Genomic DNA, 15,043 nt, shown 5'->3' on the forward strand with positions numbered 1-15,043 from the left:
ATGCTTTCCCACGGACCCGGCATACCAGAAGGCCATGTCTTCCGCCCCCCGTCTGCGTGCTAGCAAGGTTAACGATCCCGTCCGAACCTTGCCGCCTGCGCGACTGCGGTGAGCTGCCTTTATTTTGCAATGCGGCAGAGTCAACCTGCGCGGGGCAGGCTCATCCACCGTTCAGGATGAGTCGTTCGCCTTCAGCGACGATCAGTTCGACTATCCACACATCGCTGTCCTGCCGCTTGCGACGGTCCAGATAGTCCTGAAATTCGCCTTTATTATCAGGATCTTGGACCTTTATTTGGGTCCATTTGCGCCGCCCGTCCAGTTGCGGCATGCGTTCATAAAGAACGCCAAGTCCTTGTTTGTCCTCGATAACTACAAGGATGGTTCCCGCGTCTGGCTCGCCCTTGTGCAGCACCGTGCCGAAGCCGCCGTGGGATTCGGTTGCGCGAATCATGCCGCTGACTTCCAGGCGCGCCGGAAGGCGGGTTTCGTCCATGCCGGCTATGGCCGGGGCGCGCCGGCGGCGTAGCCGGGAAGCGAGGAGAGCGGGATTCGCGACCGCTGGAACGTGCCTGTGCCCCGGCCCACTTCCTCGCCCTCTTCGTCGAGCAGCCGCGCTTCGGCGACCAGCACGCGGCGGCGGCCCGAAAGCCAGCGCCCTTCCGCGATCACCTTGCCGCCGTGGATCGGGCGGGTGAAGTGCAGGTTGAACGAAGTGGTCAGCAGGAAGCGGTCGGTCACCAGTGTGTTCGCGGCATAGAACGCCGCATCGTCGAGCATCTTGAAATAGATCGTGCCGTGCGCGGCCCCGGCGGCGTGGAACACTTGCGGGGTTACGTCGAAAATGATGCGCGCGTGGCCTTCCGCCAGCACTTCGAGCCTGCTTTCGAACAGCTGGTTGACCGGCGCCGAGGCATAGAGTCCTTCGAGCGCGCGCCAGTGGAAGCTGGCACCATCGGCGCTTGCCGGCGTCGTTCCCGCCACCGGCCCCGTCACCGTGGAATCAGGCTGCATCGCGATCGATGACGTTGACGAGCAGCGCATAGAGCGCATCGGCATCGGGGGCCGCGCTCAGCCGTTCGTGCATCCGTTCATCGCGCATCAGCCGCGAAATCGCCGCGAGCGCCTGGAGATGCGTGGCGCCGGCCTGTTCGGGCGAAAGCAGGCCGAACACGATGTCGACCGGCATGCCGTCGGCCGCCTCGAACGCCACCGGCTCTTCCAGACGGAAGAACGCCGCGACCGGGCGAACCAGCCCTTCGATGCGGGCATGGGGAATGGCGACCCCGCGACCGAAGCCGGTGCTGCCCAGCTTCTCGCGCTCCTCGATCCGTTCGAGCACATGATCGGAATCGAGCGCATAGACCCCGCCGAAACACTCGGCGAGCGCCCCCAGGATCTGGGGCTTGGACTCGGCGCGGATGATGCGCACTGCGAGGGGGTCGATCGAGAAAAGTGCCGTCATGGAGAACGAAATGCCGAATGGGGCGCATGCGCAGGTCCGCTGCCGCCCAGGTTGCGCGCGCCATGCTCTCGATTCCCCGGCGGCGCAAGGACCTAATCGCCTCCCGGTCTGCATGGGGACAGGCCGGGAGGCGGTCGGTTCAGCGAATCCGCGGATCAGCTGCGGGCAGGTTCGACCCAGCCGATCGATCCGTCGCCACGGCGATAGACCATGTTGTGCACGCCGGTGCCGGCGTTCTTGAACAGCAGCGCGTTGGTATTGCGCAGGTCGAGCATCATCACCGCGTCGGACACGGTCGCTTCGGGCACGTCGACGCGGGTTTCGGCGATCACCAGCGGCGCATCGGCGGGTTCGTCCTCGTGCTCGTCAACCTGGAACACGGTGTACGCGGCATCCTGCGAGAACGCCGCGTCCTCGGCCTTGCGGGCGTGATCGGCACCATCGGCGCGCGCCTTGATCCGGCGCTTGTAGCGGCGCAGCTGCTTGTCGATCTTTTCGGCCGACTGGTCGAGCGCGATGTGCGCTTCCTGCGCCACGGCGCTGCCTTTCAGGATCAGGCCGTGGGTGACGTGGGTGACGATATCGCACCGGAAACCGCCGTGCGGCGCCTTGCCGAGAGTGACCTGGCTGGACAGGGCCCGGGAGAAATACTTGTCGACGATTCCCGAAAGGCGGTCGGTGGCATGGGCCTCGAACGCGGCGCCGGTATCGACCTGGTGACCCGAAACGCGAATGTCCATCTTGTCTTCTCCTTCGACTGGGCGAGAACCGGCCGCGCTCAGCGCGACCAGATCGCCTCGCTGAAGCCCGCCATGAATTCGGCATGACGGGCCAGTTCCGCTGCGCTGGCCGCGTGCGGCCGGGGCGAACGGAATGGCTTGGTGGAAACGGACAGGCTGGCCGCCACCGCGACGGTCTGTCCGTCGCGTTCGACCACCAGCGCTTCGGCCGCGAGTTCGAGGCCGATCTGCCGTCCCCCCATGAGTTCGACGTAGAGTTGCGCGAGAAGTTCGGCATCGAGCAGCGCGCCGTGCTTGGTGCGGTGGCTGCGATCGATGCCATAGCGCGTGCACAGCGCATCGAGGCTGAGCTTGGCGCCGGGATGCTTGCGCCGCGCGATCGCCACGGTATCGACCATCCGCGCGCGATCGACCGGGTCCATCCCCAGCTTGGCCAGCTCTGCATTGAGGAAGCCGAAATCGAACCCGGCGTTGTGCGCCACCAGCGGCGCATCGCCGAGGAAGGCGATCAGTTCGCCCGCCTTTTCGCCGAACAGCGGCTTGTCCGCCAGAAACGCCGCCGACAGTCCGTGCACCGCTTCGGCTTCGGCCGGCATGTCGCGTTCGGGGTTGAAATAGCAGTGATAGACCGCGCCCGTCGGCACCCGGTTGACCATCTCGACACAGCCAATTTCAACCAGCCGGTCGCCGCCCTGAGGGTCGAGCCCGGTCGTCTCTGTATCGAAAACGATCTCACGCATTGGAAGCAATCTGGACCCGCGCCCAAGGGCTGGCAAGGGGAGTCAGCGCCGCCCGTCCCGGTTTTTTTGCCGTATGGTCGCGACGAGTTTCTTAACCTCGGCCTCGGTCTCGGCGAGCGTGACGCCGGTGTCGATGACATGGTCGGCGCGCGCCCGCTTGTCGGCATCGGGCACTTGCAGGTTCAGGATCTGGGCGAACTTTTCGGGCGTCATGCCCGGCCTTGCCAGCACGCGCTGGCGCTGCATCTCGGCAGGCGCGGAAACCACCGCGACCGCGTCCAGCCCCTCCCCATGGCCCTTTTCATAAAGCAGCGGGATGTCGAACACGACCAGCGGTTCGCCCGCATGTTCCAGCATGAACGCCTCGCGCAGGCGCGCCACCGCCGGATGGACGATGCCCTCCAGCGTCTTGAGTGCTTCCGGGTTGCCGAAGACTTGCGCGCCAAGCTCGGCCCGCTTGACCCCTTCCGGCCCGGTGGTGCCGGGAAAGGCGGCCTCGATCGCCGGCAAGAGCGGGCCGTTCGGGCCTTGCAACTGGTGCACGGCGGCATCGGCATCGAACACCGGCACGCCCAGTTCGCGCAGCATCAGCGCGACCGCCGACTTGCCCATGCCGATCGAGCCGGTCAGACCCAGAATGAAAGGGCGGCTCATTTGGTCAGTCTCTCCCGCAGTTCGATATCCGCCTCACCGCGCGGCGGCTGCGCACCGAAGAAGCGGCGGAAGGCGTGGTCCGCCTGCCCGATCAGCATCGACAGGCCATCGACGGTGCGGAATCCGCCTGCGCGCGCGGCTTTCAGGAAATCGGTGTCGAGCGGGCTGGTGACGATGTCGTAAAATATTGAGCCTGGCGGCGCATGGCTGATGTCGAACTTCAAGGGCGGCTGCCCGGTCATGCCCAGCGCCGAGGCATTGACCACCAGGTCTAGGCACCCCTCGCGATCGTCGAAGGCGAAGTCGGTCGCATCGGCGAAATGATCGAGCGGGGCGACATGATGTTCGCCCGTAGGGTCGAGCTCGTCGAGCAGGGCGCGCGCCTTGTCCGTGTTGCGCCCCGCCAGCACCAGCACCAGCTTTTCGGCGGCAAGGCCAACCACGATCGCCCGCGCCGCGCCGCCCGTGCCGAGCACGCGCGCCATGCGGAAATAGTGCGTTTCCGCGAGCAGCGGCTGCAAGGGTTCGAGGAAGCCCGGAACATCGGTGTTGTAGCCGACGAGCTGGCCGTGTTCGGGCACGATGGTGTTCACCGCGCCGACCTTGGCCGCCAGCGGATCGAGCCGGTCGAGCAGCGCAATCACCGCCTGCTTGTGCGGCATGGTCACGTTGCACCCGCGCCAGTCTGGATCGTTGCGGCGGCTTGCGATGAAATCAGCGAGGCCATCCCCGGTCACGTGGGTGGCGCGGTAGTCGGCATCGATCCCCAGCCGTTCGAGCCAGAAACCGTGGATCGCGGGCGACTTCGATTGCGCGATCGGATCGCCGATCACTTCGGCATAGGCCTGCCCTGAGCTCTGTCGAAGGGGCTTCGTCACGCGGCCAGCTCACCCTGTGTGCGCAGCGCGCCCAGCACGGCGAGCAGCGGCATGCCCAGAATGGTGAAGTGGTTGCCTTCCACGCTTTCGAACAGCTGCACCCCCAGCGCCTCCATCCGGAACACGCCGACGCAGCCGGAAACGGCGGGCCACTCCCTGTCGAGATAGCTGTCGATAAATTGGGGAGAAAGCGTGCGGACCCGCAGTTTTGCAAGCTCGCAGGTTTTCCATACGGTGGCCCCGTCGCGCATCAGCACGGCGGCCGAATGCAGGTGCATGTCCTTGCCGGAAAAGAATTCGAGATGCTCGACCGCCTGTTCGCGGGTCTTGGGCTTGTCGAACTGGCGGCCGCAGCATTCGACCAGCGAATCCCCGCCCAGCACCAGCCGTCCCGGCGCGCCGACCGAGACGCTGAACGCCTTGGCTTCGGCCAGGATTCCGGCGATCTCGCACCCGCCCACGCCGATCAGCTCGCGCTTGATCTCGGCTTCGTCGACATCGCCGCTGATCGCTTCGAACGGAACGCCGGCCGCTTCGAGCATCGCCTTGCGCGATGCGCTCTGGCTGGCGAGGATCACGGTCATATCGGCTTGGCTCCCGGCGTGGTGTCGCCGCCCGCGGCGCGGCGTTCGTTGTAGAGGTTGATCACGGCGGCGGCGGTTTCCTCGATCGAACGGCGCGACACGTCGATCACCGGCCAGCCGTTGTCGGCGAACATGCGCCGGGCATACTGCACTTCGCGCGTCACGTGCTCGGTATCGACATAGGCAGTCTCCGGCGCCTGGTTCAAGGACAGCAGCCGGTTGCGGCGGACCTGGATCAGCCGTTCCGGGCTGGTGGTAAGCCCGACGACCAGCGGCCGGCGCAGCGAGAACAGCATCGCCGGGGGCGGGCTTTCCACCACGATCGGGATGTTCGCCACCTTGTACCCGCGATTGGCGAGGTAGATCGAGGTGGGCGTCTTGGAACTGCGCGACACCCCGGCGAGGACGATGTCGGCTTCCTCCCAGTTTTCCCAGCCGACGCCGTCGTCGTGGGCGATGGTGAACTGGATGGCATCGACCCGGCGGAAATAGGCCTCGTCCATGATGTGCTGGCGACCGGGGCGGCCCTTGGCTTCCTGCCCCAGCTGCTGTTCCAGCGCATCGGTCACGGTATCGAGCGCGGCGACGCTCGGCAGGCCGAGCGCGGCGCAGCGCTGTTCCAGCCGGTCGCGCGTGTCGGTGTTGACCAGTGTATAGAGGACGAGGCCCGGATTGTTGGCGATTTCGCCCATAATCCGGTCGAGATGCTGCATCGAGCGGACCATCGGCCAGAAATGGCGCACCACATCGGCATCATCGAACTGCGCGAGCGCCGCCTTGGCGATCATTTCGAGCGTTTCGCCGGTGGAATCCGACAGAAGATGCAGGTGCAGCCGCTTCACGCGTCCCCCGATGGACCGGCCCCGGGACAGGGCTGTGGATAGAGCGCCGATAAACCACGGGACTGCGGCGGGGACAAGTTGCGAGCCCGATTCCACCCGCATCACGAGTCATTTTGCGGGTCGGTTGTGGACATGTCGAAAGCGTTACCCACAGCCTGTGGGAATCCCTGAGAACTTTTCCTTGCGCCTGATTCCGCGCAGAGTCGCACACCCGAAGTTTTTGTGGAGAGCACGGCACAAATCGGGCAGAGCCGCGCCGTCCCCGCTATCCACAGCCCAACAGACTCCATCAACCAGATTCAAAAGAATCTATTTTTGAAGATTGGACGAACGCATGCCCGGTCCCCTGCTCGAAACGCTGAAGGGTGCAAACCTTGCCCGGCGCCCGATCTGGCTGATGCGGCAAGCGGGACGCTATCTTCCCGAATACCGCGCGCTTCGGGCCGAAAAGGGCGGATTCCTGGCGCTCGTCTATGATTCCGAAGCCGCGGCGGAGATCACCGTGCAGCCGCTGCGCCGATTCCAGTTCGACGGCGCGATCCTGTTTTCCGACATCCTGATCGTGCCCTACGCGATGGGGCAGGACCTGCAGTTCCTGGCCGGCGAAGGCCCGCACTTGTCGCCCCGCCTGCTCGACAAGGGGCTGGAGAGCCTTGTCGCCGTCCCTGAGCGCCTGTCCGCGATCTATGCGACGGTGGCCCGGGTGAAGACCCTGATCAGCCCTGAAACGACGCTGCTGGGCTTTGCCGGTAGCCCGTGGACGGTGGCGACCTACATGGTGGCGGGCGAGGGCAGCCGCGACCATCACGATACCCGTGCGCTCGCCTATCGCGATTCCTCGGCGTTCCAGGCAATCATCGATGCGATCACCGATGTCACGATCGAATATCTTTCAGGGCAGGTCGAAGCCGGCGCCGAAGGGTTGCAGCTGTTCGATTCCTGGTCGGGCAGCCTGGCCCCTGCCGAATTCGAACGCTGGGTCATCGCCCCCAACGCGAAGATCGCCGCCGAGATGCAGCGCCGCTATCCCCACGTGCCGGTGATCGGCTTCCCCAAGGGCGCGGGCGAGAAGCTTGCCGCCTATGCCCGCGAAACCGGAGTCAACGCGGTGGGCGTCGATGAAACGATCGATCCGCTGTGGGCCGCGCGCGAACTTCCCGCAGGACTGCCGGTGCAGGGCAATCTCGATCCGCTGCTGCTGCTGGCGGGCGGGGCGGAGCTGGAGAAGCAGACGATCCGCGTACTGGAAGCCTTCGCCGACCGGCCGCACGTGTTCAACCTGGGCCACGGCATCGGCCAGCACACCCCGATCGAACATGTCGAGGCGCTGCTCGCCATCGTGCGCGGCTGGTCGCGGGGCTGAAGGCTCAGCGTTCCCCGAACAGGTCGCGCTGCGCCTTGTCCAGCTCTTCGGCATAGCGCCGGCGGACATAGCTTTCCGTCACCAGTCCGAGCACGTCGCCGGCATCGTCGATGACCGCGAGTTCGTCGCTGCCGATCTCGTCGAAGCGGGCGAGGACCTGCGCGATGTCTTGATCCGGGGACAGCGTGGCATCGCTGGCGCGGCAGATCGTGGCAACGCTTGCCGCTTCGTCGGCTCCTTCGGCAAAAGCCAGCGCCAGCGTTGCGATCCCGGCGTAGTGGCCGGCGGGATCGAGCACCACCACGCGGCTGGTCGAACCCAGCGGGAAGCGGCGACGCAGTTCGGCAATGGTGGCATCGCCGGCAATCGTGGCGGTGCCCTTGCGCATCATCCGCCCGGCGGTCAGCGTGCGCATCCAGCCAACGTCGCGCGCGCTGGTGATCGTTTCGCCGCGCAAGTGCAGGCGCCAGGTGGAGAAGGAATAGCCGAACAGTTCGCGCACCAGCGTCGATGACACCAGCGAGGCGGCAAGGACCGCGCCGGTGAGGCTGAAATTGCCCGTGGCTTCGAGCACCAGCATGGTCATCGTGAACGGTCCGCCGACCACCGCCACGGCCATCGCCGCCATGCCGACGAGCGAGGCGTTGCCCATGTTCAGCACCGGATGGCCGAAGCCGAGACCGAGCAAGCCCGCATAGATGTGGCCGATCAGCGTGCCCAGAAACAGCGAGGCGAAGAACAGGCCGCCGCGGAATCCGAACCCCAGCGAGACGATCGAGCCCGCGCTCTTGGCCAGCAGGATCAGCGCGATGAGCGCGAGCGGCACCGCTTCGGTCATGTCGATGTGCAGCGCGCTGTGCCCGGCCGAAAGCACTTGCGGGGTGAACAGCGCGAGCGGGATCATCAGCGCGCCCCCGACGATCGGCCGCACCGATCCCGCAAGCCAGCGGCGCGATGCGGTTTCGACCAGTGCGACGCTGCGCATCAGCACGATGCCGAGCATGGCGCAGATCGCCCCGAGCGTGCCGTAGGCCAGGTATCCGGTGGTGTGGATCGCGGGCCCCGGTTGCGCGCTGACGACATAGGGCACCACGCCAAGACGCTGGGCCACTTGCGCGCCGGCCAGTGCGGCGGCGACGACCGGGGCGATGGCGGCGGGGGTATAGGCGCCGATCACGATCTCGAAGGCATAGAAGGCGCCGGCCAGCGGGGCGCCGAACGCGGCGGCAATCGCGCTGCCTGCACCCGCGCCGACCAGCGTGCGGGCATCGGCGCGCCGCAGGTTGAGCAGCCGCGCGCCCCACGATCCGAACAATCCGCCGAACTGCGCATAGGCCGCTTCAAGCCCGACCGAAGCGCCAAAGCCGTTCGAGATCACCGTCTGCCCGACGACGACCGCGCTGTCGGGACCGGACATGCGCCCGCCGTGCAGCGCATTGGCCTCAACCGCGTCGACCAGCGCACGCTTGCGGGCGCGCACCGCCCAGTTGAACGCGACCAGGACGGCGCCGCCGACGGGAAGAGCGAACAGGATGGGCAGCGAAAGCCGCTCGGCGCCGCTCAGCCGCAATTCGGGGGGCAGGGCGAACAGGGTGTGCTGCAGCAGGCGCGCGGTCGCGCCGATCAGCACGGTGGCAAGGCCCCCGACCATCCCGACGACGATGGCAAGGGCCAGGAACAGCAGTTCGCTGGCGCGAACCTGGCGGCGCAGCCAGCGCAGCAGGGCAGGGAGCCGTTTCAACACGTCTGCTGTCCTAGAACGGCGCTGCGCAGGTTGGAATGTGGTTATCCCGCGCGCAGCGGCGTTTCGGGGACCGGGGTGACCGGCTGGCCCGTGGCGAACCAGCTTTGCAGGTTTTCGACCATCAGCGCGCCCATTGCCCGGCGCGTCACTTCGGACGCCGAGCCGAGGTGCGGCAGCAGCACGACGTTATCCATCGCGCGCAAGGCGTCGGGCACGTGGGGTTCGTTGTCGAACACGTCGAGTCCGGCGGCGAGGATCGTGCCCGTCTGCAAGGCGGCGACGAGTGCTTGCTGATCGACCACGCTGCCGCGCGCCACGTTGATCAGCACGCCCTGCGGCCCCAGCGCTTCGAGCACGGCGGCATCGACGATGTGCCGGGTGGCAGGCCCGCCGGGAAGGATCGCGATCAGCACGTCGCAGGCTTCGGCGAGCGCCTTGGGCGTGGGATACCAGGGATAGGGAACGTCAGCCTGTCGGTGGCGGCCGTGATAGGCGATGGGAACGGCAAAGCCTTCGAGCCGGCGTGCGATTGCCTTGCCGATGGCGCCGAGGCCGAGAATGCCGACGGTGCGGCCGCGCAGCGATGGCGAAAGCGGGAAGGGCCCTTGCGGCCAGCGCCCGGCGCGAACGAAGGCATCGGCCTGCGGCAGGCGGCGCAGCGTGGACAGGAGCAGGCCGAGCGCAAGGTCCGCCACTTCCTCGTCCAGCACGCCCGGGGTGTTGGTCACCACGATGCCGCGCGCGGCGGCGGCGGCAACGTCGATGTTGTCATAGCCGACGCCGAAGTTGGCGACGATTTCCAGCGCGGGCAGCCTGTCGAACAGCGCCGCGCCGACCGGTCCGGCCAGCGTGCTGGCCGCCATGCCGCGCACGCGGGCAAGCGCTTCGGCCGGCGGATCCTGCCACAGGCGATGCACGATGAAGGCCTGGTCGAGCGCTTCCATCGCCGAGGCGAGCACCGGGGCGGGCAGGAGGATTTCGGGACGATCCACGCCGGGCGCTTTTCCCGGCGCGATCACGGATACTTCAGCGTGATCCGGGTCGACAGGTTGGTCTTGCCGATGTGCAGGCGGACCGACCGGAAGGCGGGCAGGCTGGCGATGGTCGGCGGATCATTGGAAAAGCCGAAGCCTTCGGTCGGGATGCCGAGCATGCCGCTGCGGTTGATCGTCTGCGAGGAATCCTCGTCATGATAGACCGCGATCGCATAGACGCCGGGCTTTGGCACGAACAGGCACATCCGCGTTTCCGGCGCCGTCGCCGGCACGCGCCCGACGTACATCGAACCGTGCTTCACCAGGAAGCGCCGGGAATCGTCGGCATAGAGCGTGACCGCCATCAGCCCGTTGCCGTTGCGCACGTTGGTGACGGTGATGTTGATCCAGGTATCGCTGGCGGGACCGGCGCAATTGGGCGCAGCCTGCGCCGGCGCAGCGGCACACAGGGCGGAGGCGGCGGCGGCAAGTCCGATGAAATGACCCCCGGTCAGGGCACGAATGGTCTTCGACATGGCCATCAATATTGCAGTCCGGAATATCTCTGTCGACCCGTGCGTTGCGGTAATGACGTCACAGCCGAAATTGCTGACAGACAAGGAAAAAACACGTTTCCGATGCCGACCGTCTCCCTGGCGCAAGGCCGTTGAACCCCTGCTGAACCTGTCGCGGCCGCGGAAGATCCCGCCAGCGGGGCTGATTTCGGCGATCCGGCGCGGCGCGGACCGGCCGCTCCGTGTGGAAAACCATCGCATTCGCGCTTGTCCCCCGGGGAGTGCACCGGTAACGCCGAAGCGGCTGCCGCCCTTCGCGGCAACCACAGGCCATGCCCGAAAAGCGCCACCGTTCCGACTGGACTTGCCGACGATGACTGCCCCGCTGATCTCGCCTTCGATCCTTTCCGCCGACTTCGCCCGCCTGGGCGAGGAAGTGCGCGCGATTGACGCTGCCGGTGCGGACTGGATCCACGTCGACGTGATGGACGGCCATTTCGTGCCCAACATCACCATCGGCCCGGCCGTGGTGAAGGCGCTGCGCCCGCACACGGCAAAGCCGTTCGACGTGCACCTGATGATCTCGCCGGTGGACACCTACCTCGAAGCGTTCGCGGCGGCGGGGGCGGACATCATCACCGTCCATCCCGAAGCGGGACCGCACGTCCACCGCACGGTGCAGGCGATCAAGGGGCTGGGCAAGAAGGCGGGCATCTCGCTCAATCCGGCAACGCCCGCCAAGATGCTCGACTACCTGATCGACGAGATCGACCTGGTCCTGATCATGAGCGTGAATCCCGGCTTCGGCGGGCAGAGCTTCATTTCCAGCCAGCTTCGCAAGATCGAGGCGGTGCGCAAGATGATCGACAAGACCGGCCGGCCGATCCACCTCGAAGTCGATGGCGGGGTCGACGTGACGACCGCCAGGCTGTGCACCGATGCCGGCGCCGACGTGCTGGTGGCCGGCACCGCCAGCTTCAAGGGCGGGCCCGATTGCTACGCTGCGAACATCGCGGCGCTGAAGGGCCACGGCTGACGCGATGGACCGGGCGGACCTCTCCGGAGATGGTGGTTCGCCTGCCGCCTTCGACGAGGGGGCGCAGGACCCGTCGCGCCGGGCCATTCCGCTCGGCCGCCAGCGCGAAGCGAGCCCGACGCTGGTGAGCGACGACGAGGTCGAGACCCGGTTCGAGCCCGCCGTGATCGAACCCGGCCGCGCGCTGGCGCTTGCCGACTTCAGCCCGCCGGCGGTGGGCACGGGCGAACGTCTGGTCCGCTGGGCCTATCGCATGGGGTTGCCGCCGGGCGCGCTCAATCCGTTTCGCAAGCGCGGGCGCATTCGGCTGACCGCCACCGTCGACAACCCGCTTCCCGGCGATCCCGCCATCGGCAAGGCATTGCGGGCGGGGCATTTCCTGCTGTTCGGCGTGCGCACCGCGATTGCCGACACCGAGTTTACCGGCGCGCATCTTTCGCCCCCGATGGAGCGGCTGATCCACGGCTTCACCTGGCTCTCCGATCTCGAGGCGGCGGGCCCGCGCGCGCAATCGACCGCCGTGGCCGAGCGCATCCTTTCGGCCTGGCTCACCGCCAATCCCAGGCCCGCCAGCGGCCCTGCGTGGAATGTCGGGCATGTCGGCCACCGGCTGCTGGCATGGATGGTTCACGCCCCGCTGATCCTTTCGGGCACCGACCGCAAGTTCCGCGCCCGCGCACTGGCCGCCATGGCGGAAACCGCGCGCTGGCTCGATCGCCACGCGACCAAGGCCGACGACAAGCTGGACGAGGTCTGCGCCTGGACCGCGATCACCGCCGCCGGGCTGCTGTTCGAGGATGGCCATGCCCGCCGCCTGTTTGGCGAGGCGGGGCTGATCCGCGCGCTGGGCGATCTGGTGGGCGATGACGGCGGCCTGCTGTCGCGCAGCCCGCTGGGCCAGATCGAGGCGATCGAGCGGATCGTGCTGCTCAAGGCCTGCTACGCCGCGGTTCGCGCCGATCCGCCCGCGCAACTCGACACCATCCTGACGCTGCTCGTGCCGCCGCTGCTCGCCATGCTGCACGGCGATGGGGCGCTGGGATCGTGGCAGGGCGCCGGCGCGATCCCGGCGCCGCGCATCGAAACGCTGATCCGCGCGAGTGGCGTGCGCACCCGCCCGCTGCGCGATGCGCGCCAGTGGGGATACCAGCGCGTTTCGGCGATGAAGTCGATCCTGCAGTTCGACGCCGCGCCCCCGCCGCTGGCCCGCCACGCGCGCACCGGCTGCGCATCGACGCTGGCCTTCGAATTCAGCCATGCGGGCGAGCGGTTAATCGTCAACTGCGGCGGCGGTGCGATGGCGGGCGGGCTGATCCCGCTGCGCCTGGCCCAGGGCCTGCGCGCGAGCGCGGCGCATTCCACGCTGGTGCTGGACGACACCAATTCGACCGCGGTGCTGATCAACGGCACGCTGGGCGCGGGGGTCGGCACGGTCGAGGTCGACCGCCGCACGATGACGGCCGACAACGGTGCAGGGGCAACGCGGCTCGAAGCGAGCCACGATGGCTATGTCGCGCGCTATGGCCTGACGCACCGGCGCATCCTGATCCTGCGCGACGATGGCACCGAGCTGCGCGGCGAAGACCTGCTGATCGCCTCGGGCCGCAAGGGCAAGCGCGGCACGGTGGGCGTTGCCTTGCGCTTTCACCTCGGCCCGCATATCGAGCTCGCCCAAGGCGCGGATGGCCTTGGCGTGACGCTGTCGCTTCCCGATGGCAGCCTGTGGCAGTTCCGTTCCGGGCGCGATCCGGTGACGATCGAGGAAAGCCTGTGGGCCGATGGCCAGGGCAGACCGGTCGGCACCCGGCAACTGGTCGTCCAGGCCAAGATTCCCCGCAGCGGGGAGACGTTCTCCTGGCTGCTCAAGAAGATGCGATAGGATTCATCGACGTGACTGACGTTACCATCAAGCGGGCGCTGCTTTCGGTGTCCGACAAGACCGGCTTGGTCGATCTGGGCAAGGCGCTTGCCGCGCGCGGAGTCGAGCTGGTCTCGACCGGTGGCACCGCCAAGGCGCTGCGCGAGGCGGGGCTGGACGTGAAGGATGTGTCCGACCTCACCGGCTTTCCCGAAATGATGGACGGCCGCGTCAAGACGCTGCACCCCAAGGTCCACGGCGGCCTGCTGGCCGTGCGCGACAATGCCGAACACGCCGCCGCGATGGCGGAACACGAAATCGGCGCGATCGACCTCGTGGTCGTCAATCTCTACCCGTTCGAGGCGACCGTCGCCAAGGGCGCCGAGCGCGACGAGGTGATCGAGAACATCGACATCGGCGGCCCCTCGATGGTGCGTTCGGCGGCCAAGAACCACCAGTACGTGACCATCCTGACCGATGCGGCGGACTACGACGCCTTCCTTGCGGAGCTGGAACAGACCGGCGGCAAGAGCACGCTCGCCTTCCGCCGCGCCATGGCGGCGAAGGCCTATGCCGCGACGGCCGCCTATGATGCGGCGATCTCGCAGTGGTTCGCCCGCGTGGACCAGCAGCACCACTTCCCGCCGGTGCTTGCCTCGGCCCACCGCCTCGTCACCACGCTGCGCTATGGCGAGAACCCGCACCAGTCGGCCGCGCTCTACGTCGCGCGCAATCCGGATACGCCGGGCCTGCCCCAAGCCGCGCAGGTGCAGGGCAAGGAGTTGTCCTACAACAACTACAACGATGCCAACGCCGCGCTCGAACTCGTGGCCGAATTCGCGACCGACAGCGCGAAGCCCACGGTGGTGATCGTCAAGCACGCCAATCCCTGCGGCGTCGCCAGTGCGGACACGCTGCTCGATGCGTGGAATGCGGCGCTCGCCTGCGATTCGGTCTCGGCCTTCGGTGGCATCGTTGCCACCAACGTGCCGCTCGATGGCCCGACCGCCAATGCGATCTGCGAGATCTTCACCGAAGTCGTCGTCGCGCCCGGCGCGGACGATGCGGCCAAGCAGGCCTTCGCGCGCAAGAAGAACCTGCGCCTGCTGCTGGTCGATGCGCTGCCCGATGCGAACCGCGCGGGGCTGAACACCGTGCCGATCGCCGGCGGCCTGCTGGTGCAGGATCGCGATACCGGCAAGATCGGCCTGGACGATCTCAAGGTCGTCACCAAGCGCGCGCCGACGGAGCAGGAACTGGCCGACGCGCTGTTCGCCTGGACCGTGGCCAAGCACGTCAAGTCGAACGCCATCGTCTATGCCAAGGATGGCGTCACCGCCGGCATCGGCGCAGGCCAGATGAACCGCCGCGATTCCTCGCGCATCGCTGCGGCCAAGGCCAGGGAAGCGGCCGAGACGCACGGCTGGGCCGAGCCGCGCACCAACGGGTCGGCAGTCGCTTCGGATGCGTTCTTCCCCTTCGCCGACGGCCTGATGGCGGCAGTCGAAGCGGGTGCGACCTGCGTGATTCAGCCCGGCGGCTCGATCCGCGATGAAGACGTGATCAAGGCGGCGGACGAAGCCGGCCTCGCCATGGTCTTCACCGGCATGCGCCACTTCCGCCACTGACAAGCGCGCCGCCCCGTCCCAC

At 67.3% G+C, this 15,043-nt stretch carries 16 protein-coding genes; 4 read left to right on the top strand and 12 right to left on the bottom strand.

Translation table 11 applies throughout. The features are described from left to right. Positions 1-160: 160 nt before the first annotated feature. The 9 genes from AACH40_RS17545 to AACH40_RS17585 form a co-directional block, all read right to left on the bottom strand. Entirely contained in the window at positions 161-496 is a 336-nt protein-coding gene (locus tag AACH40_RS17545; protein WP_169493912.1) for a DUF1491 family protein, read from the bottom strand. Between the two features lie 5 nt (positions 497-501). Next, positions 502-1,014 (bottom strand): PaaI family thioesterase, encoded by a 513-nt coding sequence (locus AACH40_RS17550; RefSeq protein ID WP_338643486.1) that lies wholly within the window; start codon positions 1,012-1,014, stop codon positions 502-504. Beyond that, positions 1,004-1,465 carry a PTS sugar transporter subunit IIA gene (locus AACH40_RS17555; RefSeq protein WP_169493910.1) on the bottom strand — a complete coding sequence of 154 codons (462 nt, stop codon included), beginning with the start codon at positions 1,463-1,465 and terminating at the stop codon, positions 1,004-1,006. Before AACH40_RS17555 ends, AACH40_RS17550 begins: the two co-directional genes overlap by 11 nt. A gap of 155 nt (positions 1,466-1,620) precedes the next feature. Continuing rightward, positions 1,621-2,205 (bottom strand): ribosome hibernation-promoting factor, HPF/YfiA family, encoded by a 585-nt coding sequence (gene hpf, locus AACH40_RS17560; protein ID WP_169493909.1) that lies wholly within the window; start codon positions 2,203-2,205, stop codon positions 1,621-1,623. Between the two features lie 38 nt (positions 2,206-2,243). Continuing rightward, positions 2,244-2,945, bottom strand: coding sequence for a DNA polymerase III subunit epsilon (gene dnaQ / locus AACH40_RS17565; protein WP_338643487.1), 702 nt, complete (start codon positions 2,943-2,945; stop codon positions 2,244-2,246). A gap of 42 nt (positions 2,946-2,987) precedes the next feature. After that, on the bottom strand, positions 2,988-3,599 hold the full coding sequence (gene coaE / locus AACH40_RS17570) for a dephospho-CoA kinase (protein WP_338643488.1): 612 nt from the start codon (positions 3,597-3,599) through the stop codon (positions 2,988-2,990). Further along, a complete protein-coding gene (locus tag AACH40_RS17575) occupies positions 3,596-4,477 on the bottom strand; it encodes a shikimate dehydrogenase (protein WP_338643489.1) in 882 nt (293 codons plus the stop codon). Before AACH40_RS17575 ends, coaE begins: the two co-directional genes overlap by 4 nt. After that, complete coding sequence (locus tag AACH40_RS17580; protein ID WP_338643490.1) at positions 4,474-5,061, bottom strand: nucleoside triphosphate pyrophosphatase; 588 nt, start codon at positions 5,059-5,061, stop codon at positions 4,474-4,476. The genes AACH40_RS17575 and AACH40_RS17580 overlap by 4 nt, the downstream gene beginning before the upstream one ends. Further along, the gene (locus AACH40_RS17585; protein ID WP_169493905.1) at positions 5,058-5,903 is read right to left on the bottom strand and encodes a pyruvate, phosphate dikinase/phosphoenolpyruvate synthase regulator; all 846 of its coding nucleotides are present in this window, start codon (positions 5,901-5,903) and stop codon (positions 5,058-5,060) included. Before AACH40_RS17585 ends, AACH40_RS17580 begins: the two co-directional genes overlap by 4 nt. A 334-nt stretch (positions 5,904-6,237) precedes the next feature. Between AACH40_RS17585 and hemE the strand changes: the two genes are divergently transcribed. Continuing rightward, the gene (gene hemE / locus AACH40_RS17590; RefSeq protein WP_169493904.1) at positions 6,238-7,266 is read left to right on the top strand and encodes a uroporphyrinogen decarboxylase; all 1,029 of its coding nucleotides are present in this window, start codon (positions 6,238-6,240) and stop codon (positions 7,264-7,266) included. A gap of 4 nt (positions 7,267-7,270) precedes the next feature. Here hemE and AACH40_RS17595 read toward each other — a convergent pair whose 3' ends face one another. The 3 genes from AACH40_RS17595 to AACH40_RS17605 are packed head-to-tail and all read right to left on the bottom strand — an operon-like array spanning position 7,271 to position 10,520. Further along, on the bottom strand, positions 7,271-9,010 hold the full coding sequence (locus AACH40_RS17595; RefSeq protein WP_338114900.1) for a chloride channel protein: 1,740 nt from the start codon (positions 9,008-9,010) through the stop codon (positions 7,271-7,273). A gap of 41 nt (positions 9,011-9,051) precedes the next feature. Further along, positions 9,052-10,002: a 2-hydroxyacid dehydrogenase gene (locus AACH40_RS17600; RefSeq protein ID WP_338643491.1), complete on the bottom strand. Its 951-nt coding sequence runs from the start codon at positions 10,000-10,002 to the stop codon at positions 9,052-9,054. Between the two features lie 23 nt (positions 10,003-10,025). Continuing rightward, the gene (locus tag AACH40_RS17605; RefSeq protein ID WP_338643492.1) at positions 10,026-10,520 is read right to left on the bottom strand and encodes a DUF2141 domain-containing protein; all 495 of its coding nucleotides are present in this window, start codon (positions 10,518-10,520) and stop codon (positions 10,026-10,028) included. Positions 10,521-10,872: 352 nt separating this feature from the next. On the opposite strand from AACH40_RS17605, the gene rpe reads away from it, so the two are divergent. From rpe to purH, 3 genes are read left to right on the top strand one after another with little or no spacing between them, the layout of a single operon-like run. After that, positions 10,873-11,535, top strand: a complete 663-nt coding sequence (rpe, locus tag AACH40_RS17610) for a ribulose-phosphate 3-epimerase (protein WP_169493902.1) — start codon at positions 10,873-10,875, stop codon at positions 11,533-11,535. 4 nt (positions 11,536-11,539) lie between these two features. After that, positions 11,540-13,414, top strand: a complete 1,875-nt coding sequence (locus tag AACH40_RS17615) for a heparinase II/III family protein (protein ID WP_338643493.1) — start codon at positions 11,540-11,542, stop codon at positions 13,412-13,414. Between the two features lie 11 nt (positions 13,415-13,425). Continuing rightward, a complete protein-coding gene (purH, locus tag AACH40_RS17620) occupies positions 13,426-15,021 on the top strand; it encodes a bifunctional phosphoribosylaminoimidazolecarboxamide formyltransferase/IMP cyclohydrolase (RefSeq protein WP_338643494.1) in 1,596 nt (531 codons plus the stop codon). Positions 15,022-15,043 lie beyond the last annotated feature (22 nt).

The sequence above is a fragment of the Novosphingobium olei genome (assembly GCF_037076535.1).
GTDB lineage: Bacteria > Pseudomonadota > Alphaproteobacteria > Sphingomonadales > Sphingomonadaceae > Novosphingobium > Novosphingobium olei.

Excerpts from the sequence above, each read along its gene's own strand:
- AACH40_RS17545 (WP_169493912.1), bottom strand. The coding sequence starts at position 496 with ATGGACGAAACCCGCCTTCCGGCGCGCCTGGAAGTCAGCGGCATGATT.
- AACH40_RS17550 (WP_338643486.1), bottom strand. The coding sequence starts at position 1,014 with ATGCAGCCTGATTCCACGGTGACGGGGCCGGTGGCGGGAACGACGCCG.
- AACH40_RS17555 (WP_169493910.1), bottom strand. The coding sequence starts at position 1,465 with ATGACGGCACTTTTCTCGATCGACCCCCTCGCAGTGCGCATCATCCGC.
- hpf (WP_169493909.1), bottom strand. The coding sequence starts at position 2,205 with ATGGACATTCGCGTTTCGGGTCACCAGGTCGATACCGGCGCCGCGTTC.
- dnaQ (WP_338643487.1), bottom strand. The coding sequence starts at position 2,945 with ATGCGTGAGATCGTTTTCGATACAGAGACGACCGGGCTCGACCCTCAG.
- coaE (WP_338643488.1), bottom strand. The coding sequence starts at position 3,599 with ATGAGCCGCCCTTTCATTCTGGGTCTGACCGGCTCGATCGGCATGGGC.
- AACH40_RS17580 (WP_338643490.1), bottom strand. The coding sequence starts at position 5,061 with ATGACCGTGATCCTCGCCAGCCAGAGCGCATCGCGCAAGGCGATGCTC.
- hemE (WP_169493904.1), top strand. The coding sequence starts at position 6,238 with ATGCCCGGTCCCCTGCTCGAAACGCTGAAGGGTGCAAACCTTGCCCGG.
- AACH40_RS17605 (WP_338643492.1), bottom strand. The coding sequence starts at position 10,520 with ATGTCGAAGACCATTCGTGCCCTGACCGGGGGTCATTTCATCGGACTT.
- rpe (WP_169493902.1), top strand. The coding sequence starts at position 10,873 with ATGACTGCCCCGCTGATCTCGCCTTCGATCCTTTCCGCCGACTTCGCC.
- AACH40_RS17615 (WP_338643493.1), top strand. The coding sequence starts at position 11,540 with ATGGACCGGGCGGACCTCTCCGGAGATGGTGGTTCGCCTGCCGCCTTC.